The following is a 1,743-nucleotide window of genomic DNA, read 5'->3' on the forward strand; positions in this document are numbered from 1 at the left end:
ATGGGTAAAGTTCAGATTCTTGCCGTCCTCACGATGGACGGGTGTCATTCTTCAGAATTATATGGCAAAGCGTATGAGGATTTACGCCTTGACCGCTGCGATATTGACAAAATAAGGGAAAACGCGCTTTACCATATCACGCCGGACTACTCCATCTCCATGTTGGACGAATGGCGGAAAGACAATACAAACATCTGCTATCTTGCCGAAGCCACTCCCGACAATTCGGACTATATCAACGGGCTGCTACGTATGCGGGTGGTGGATGAGATTATCCTATATACCGTGCCTTTCATATCGGGAACGGGACGGCATTTTTTCAAGTCGGCACTGCCCGAAGCACGCTGGACACTCTCCTCACAAAAGAGTTATTCCAACGGAGTGTACCGGAGCATCTACACACGTATGGAAACCATGAAATAGCCGGAATGTTCCATAGAAGAACACTTTTATAATCCGTTTAATAAAGCAATGTTCTGAAAAAGAACATTTTAAGAAGCTTATAATTCATGCCGGATAAAAAATATCAATTTTTATCGCATTGAAATCCAGTACGTTGTAAAGACTGTGCCGGATTTTTTGCTTTTTGGTCGCGATTTTTGCCAATACTATTCATGTGCGCATACCGAAAACAGAGTGTAAAATTTCAAAATTGACAGGACATGAATTATTTTCTATTGGCGGAAACCGATTTCTTCCGCCGGATAAACGAAGCCGGGGACTGCAATATGGAAAAAGCATACACGGCTTTCGCCACCCAAGTGATCGAACTGTGTATCGGCAGCCCGGACACGAACCGGACCATCATCGCGTTGGCTTACATCGAAATCGAATTACAGCATCATCCCGTGCGTAACCTTCCCGAAGAAAAGAAGGAAATAGCCAACTATGTCAGCAAGGCTCTCTCTTTCGTAAGGAAGATGCAGAAGTTTCTTGCCGCTCCCCAAGTGCCACCACTAACCCCTATTCAAACATCCACCGACAACACAAACGATAATACCGCCTCACCCTTGCAATGGACGGGCAACGCCATCGACCTCGTGGAGCTGATTTACGGCATCAACGAGATGGGCTGTATCAATAACGGCAATATGCCACTCAAACAGCTTGCTCCGCTCTTGTACAAGATATTCGGCGTAGAATCAAAGGACTGCTACCGTTTCTACATCGACATCAAACGCCGAAAGAACGAGAGCCGCACCTACTTCCTTGACAAAATGCAGGAAAAACTGAACGAGAAGATGCTCCGTGACGAAGAGATGGAGCGTATGAGAAGATAGACTATAAAGTCCCCAAAGAATAACGGGCGGAACAAAGTATCAAACTTGCTCCGCCCGTTTTCATTGTTACCCGTCAGCCCGGTTATTTCTGCTGTAACAGATGTTTCAGATTTTCGTCGTTGGCAATCCGCTCTAGTTCCTCCTGAACAATCTGCTTGACTTCCTCCTTGATGCGCCTGTAATTCGCCTGCACCGTTTCCTTCATGTGGTCGTTGCCATCCTCGTCCGTGAAGTCGGTAATGACGGGTATCTTCTTGTAGGCTTTTTCCTCGCGTTTCACCTTCTCTGCATCCACGACAATCTCGCAGTGAAAAATCTTCTGTTCAATGCGCTCGTTGAAGTTATCGGACACCGAACCGACAAACATTCCCTGCGTCAAGCCGGAAATCTTGCTCGGCGGGATAAGCGCGTCCATCTGCGTGTTGATGGAGGTGGAAACGTCCTGCCTGTTGATGGAAATGGC

Annotated in this window: 2 protein-coding genes and 1 pseudogene; 2 read left to right on the forward strand and 1 reads right to left on the reverse strand. The window is 46.8% G+C overall.

Going from position 1 to position 1,743, the window contains the following annotated elements:
* Together HPS55_RS13970 and HPS55_RS13975 are read left to right on the forward strand one after the other, a co-directional pair.
* Positions 1 to 423, forward strand: a 423-nt coding sequence (locus tag HPS55_RS13970; RefSeq protein ID WP_172178351.1) for a dihydrofolate reductase family protein, incomplete at its 5' end; no start/stop codon positions are given.
* 239 nt (positions 424 to 662) lie between these two features.
* On the forward strand, positions 663 to 1,280 hold the full coding sequence (locus tag HPS55_RS13975) for an RteC domain-containing protein (protein ID WP_172178350.1): 618 nt from the start codon (positions 663 to 665) through the stop codon (positions 1,278 to 1,280).
* A gap of 82 nt (positions 1,281 to 1,362) precedes the next feature.
* Here HPS55_RS13975 and HPS55_RS13980 read toward each other — a convergent pair.
* Positions 1,363 to 1,743, reverse strand: a pseudogene (locus tag HPS55_RS13980) (conjugal transfer protein TraG); the annotation flags it as partial.

Source organism: Xylanibacter rodentium, from assembly GCF_013166575.1.
GTDB lineage: Bacteria > Bacteroidota > Bacteroidia > Bacteroidales > Bacteroidaceae > Prevotella > Prevotella rodentium.

Bases quoted from the DNA above. Each gene is read 5' to 3' on its own strand.
- HPS55_RS13975 (WP_172178350.1), top strand. From the start codon at position 663: ATGAATTATTTTCTATTGGCGGAAACCGATTTCTTCCGCCGGATAAAC.